This window comes from Nonomuraea sp. NPDC001684, from assembly GCF_053596515.1.
Genome location: NZ_JBSFGJ010000783.1, coordinates 1 through 2,382, shown reverse-complemented (window position 1 = coordinate 2,382; position 2,382 = coordinate 1). Strand labels below are relative to the sequence as shown.

Genomic DNA, 2,382 nt, shown 5'->3' with positions numbered 1-2,382 from the left:
CGAAGGTCGTCGCCCTGTAGTACTCGCCGGTGGTGGTCAGTCCGACCGTGTACGCCTGCCCGGCCGGGAACGTGTACTGCAGCGGGACCAGCGGCTGCACCTCCACGTCCGAGGCCGACCGTGGGCCGGGCAGTCGGTTTCGGGGTGGCCGTCGTCGCAGCCGATGCAGTGCGGACGGCTGGTGTCGTGGTCGGGCCGGATCATGACCGTGGCCGTGCCGGCGTCGCCGTCGGGGCTCAGCGGAGCGCCCAGCAGGTCGAAGAAGTGGGCCCAGTCCCATTTCTTTCTGGAGACCCCGGCCCCCCGCACAGGCTCTCGGGCTCACTCGTCCAGCCCGCCTCTCACGTCAGGTCGAGCACCGCCTTGCCGTGCACGCGGCGGTCGAGGAGGGCGGTCGCCGCCTCGGCGGCGTCGTCCCAGCCGCCGCGCCAGGTGATCTCCGGGCTCAGCGTGCCGTCCGCGACCCGCCCGGCCAGCCAGGTCAGGTCGCGGTGCAGGCCCTGGCAGTAGAGCAGGTGGAAGGTCACCAGCGAGCGGTCGTGGCGGTCGGGCCCGCCGAACAGCGCGCCGAACGGGAAGTTCTCGCCCTCGCCCGTGGAGTGGCCGACGGCGACCAACGTGCCGCCCTCGGTGAGCTGGTCGAACGCCTCGACCAGCGGGACGCCGCCGAGCAGGTCCAGGACGCCGTCGAGCCGTCCGCCGCTCTCGGCGGGAGCGGCGACGACCTCGTCCGCGCCGAGCGCCCGCAGCCCGTCGCCGTGCCGGGCCGGGTCGCCGGTGGCGGCGATGACGTACGCGCCGCCGAGCCGGGCGAGCTGCACGGCGTACCGGCCGACGCCGCCCGTCGCGCCGGTGACCAGGACGCGCCGCCCCAGGATCGGCCCGAGGCGGTCGAGCGCGCGCAGCGCGGTGGCGCCGGCGACCGGGATCGTGCTGATCGCGCCGGGGTCCGCGCCCTGCGGCACGACCCCGATCCGGTCGGTCGGGACGGCCCGCAGCTCGGCCCACCCGCCGTCCCAGCCCAGCGTGACCACGGGCGTGCCCGCGGCGGGCCCGAGCCGTCGGCCGCCGCCTGGACGACGACCCCCGCCGCGTCCCAGCCGAGCACCGTGCCCTCGGGCGCCTCCTGCAGGGCGTGCCTGACCTCGCCGTAGTTGAGCGACGTGGCGGTGACGCGGACCAGCGCCTCGCCGGGCGCCGGCACCGGGTCGGGCGCCTGGCCCACCCGCAGACCACCGGGAACGGAACGGTCGACGATCAAAGCGCGCATGATGACATCCTCCAAAGTGCCACTGAGTGGCATAAGCCTATAGGAGGCATATGCGCTCCGGATACACTGGGGACGATGACCGCCGACCTGCTGCCGCTCCGCGAGCGCAAGAAGCTCAAGACCAGGGCCGCCCTGGTGGACACCGCGCTCGCGCTGTTCACTGAGCGCGGCTTCGACCAGGTGACCCTCGACGAGCTGTGCGCGGAGGTCGAGGTCTCCAAGCGCACGTTCTTCCGCAACTTCGCCAGCAAGGAGGAGGTCGCCTCCGCCCCGCTTGAGGCCCTGTGGACCGCGCTCCTCGACGACGTCGAGCACGCGCCGCTCGGCGGCCGTCCCGTGCTGGAGGTGCTGCAGGAGGCGATGCTCGCGGCGGTGCGCCGGATGTCGGCGGAGGGGCCGGAATGGGTGGCCCGCGTGCGGCTCAGTCAGGAGCTGTCGCAGCGTACGCCGTCCATCGCCGCGCACGGGCTGCAGTTCTGCGACCGCACCAGCGCGGCCTTCGAGACCACCCTGCGCAGGCGGCTCGGTCTCGGCGACCGCGACCACCGGCCCAGGCTGGCGCTCGACCTGCTGGTGGCCGCCTTCCACGCCGCCCTGCGCGGCTGGACCACCGCCTCACCGGACCCCACACTCGACGACCTGCTCGCCGAACTGCGCACCGTCTTCGCGGCCACGCCGCAGGCGGCGACCTTCACCGGCGACGAGCCGGGCCGCTGAGCCTCCCTGGACCAGCAGGTTCAGGCCGGCCCATCCGCCCGGCGGTGAAGCCCGTCGAACATGACGGCCAGAAGCTGATCACGGTGCGCGGGGGTCCGCTCCACCGCCCAGGCGACTGAAGCGATCAGCGAGAAGAGGGCGGACGCGTCCACATCGGGCCGGATCTCCCCCGCCTGCTGGGCCCTGGTCAGCAGTTGCGCCCCGGCGGCCTTGACGGCCTGGCAGGTGGCGTGGAGTTCGGACGCGGGGTCGGCGAGGCTGTCCACCAGGGCGTCGACCAGGCCGCGATAGGCCATGGCATGCTCGACGGCGGCCGTCGTCCAGGTGATCAGGGCCCTGCTCGGGGACGGTGAGGCGAGCAGCTCGTCCGAGCGCGCCCGCAAGCCGCGCAGGCT

3 protein-coding genes are annotated in these 2,382 nt (G+C 74.1%); 1 reads left to right on the top strand and 2 read right to left on the bottom strand.

The features are described from left to right. Nucleotides 1–341: 341 nt before the first annotated feature. Nucleotides 342–1,034 carry a zinc-binding dehydrogenase gene (locus tag ACWCSD_RS51650; protein ID WP_449927082.1) on the bottom strand — a complete coding sequence of 231 codons (693 nt, stop codon included), beginning with the start codon at nucleotides 1,032–1,034 and terminating at the stop codon, nucleotides 342–344. A gap of 311 nt (nucleotides 1,035–1,345) precedes the next feature. Here ACWCSD_RS51650 and ACWCSD_RS51645 point away from each other — a divergent pair, with 311 nt between their 5' ends. Then, nucleotides 1,346–1,987, top strand: a complete 642-nt coding sequence (locus ACWCSD_RS51645; protein ID WP_449927079.1) for a TetR family transcriptional regulator — start codon at nucleotides 1,346–1,348, stop codon at nucleotides 1,985–1,987. Nucleotides 1,988–2,007: 20 nt separating this feature from the next. Here the strand turns inward: ACWCSD_RS51645 and ACWCSD_RS51640 are convergent. After that, on the bottom strand, nucleotides 2,008–2,382 hold a 375-nt coding region (locus tag ACWCSD_RS51640; protein WP_449927076.1), incomplete at its 5' end, for an SbtR family transcriptional regulator.